Source organism: Paenibacillus xylanilyticus, from assembly GCF_013359935.1.
GTDB classification, from domain to species: Bacteria; Bacillota; Bacilli; order Paenibacillales; family Paenibacillaceae; genus Paenibacillus; species Paenibacillus xylanilyticus.
On the sequence record NZ_JABMCB010000086.1, the window covers coordinates 1 to 819 of the forward strand.

The 819-nt window shown below is 54.1% G+C and carries 1 rRNA gene; it reads right to left on the reverse strand.

From position 1 onward, the window contains the following. Positions 1-819, reverse strand: a 23S ribosomal RNA gene (locus HP552_RS00710); the annotation flags it as partial.

Below are 819 nucleotides of genomic sequence, written 5' to 3' on the forward strand. Positions count from 1 at the left end.
CAAGCCATAGCTTCGGTGGTGTGTTTAGCCCCGTTACATTTTCGGCGCAGAGTCACTCGACCAGTGAGCTATTACGCACTCTTTCAATGGTGGCTGCTTCTAAGCCAACATCCTGGTTGTCTGTGCAACTCCACATCCTTTCCCACTTAACACACACTTGGGGACCTTAGCTGATGGTCTGGGCTGTTTCCCTTTTGACAATGGATCTTAGCACTCACTGTCTGACTCCCGGAAGTAAGTCTATGGCATTCGGAGTTTGACTGAGCTTGGTAACCCTTGCGGGCCCCGCACCCAATCAGTGCTCTACCTCCACGACTCTGTTTTCCGAGGCTAGCCCTAAAGCTATTTCGGGGAGAACCAGCTATCTCCGAGTTCGATTGGAATTTCTCCGCTACCCCCACCTCATCCCCGCACTTTTCAACGTGCGTGGGTTCGGGCCTCCAGTGCGTGTTACCGCACCTTCACCCTGGACAGGGGTAGATCACCCGGTTTCGGGTCTACGTCCACGTACTATGTCGCCCTATTCAGACTCGCTTTCGCTGCGGCTCCGGCTCTTCACCTTAACCTTGCACGGGAACGTAACTCGCCGGTTCATTCTACAAAAGGCACGCCATCACCCCTAAAACGGGCTCTGACTTCTTGTAAGCACACGGTTTCAGGTTCTATTTCACTCCCCTTCCGGGGTGCTTTTCACCTTTCCCTCACGGTACTGCTTCACTATCGGTCGCTAGGAAGTATTTAGCCTTGGCAGATGGTCCTGCCGGATTCATACGGGGTTTCACGTGCCCCGCACTACTCGGGATCCGTCTCGGAGGGAAC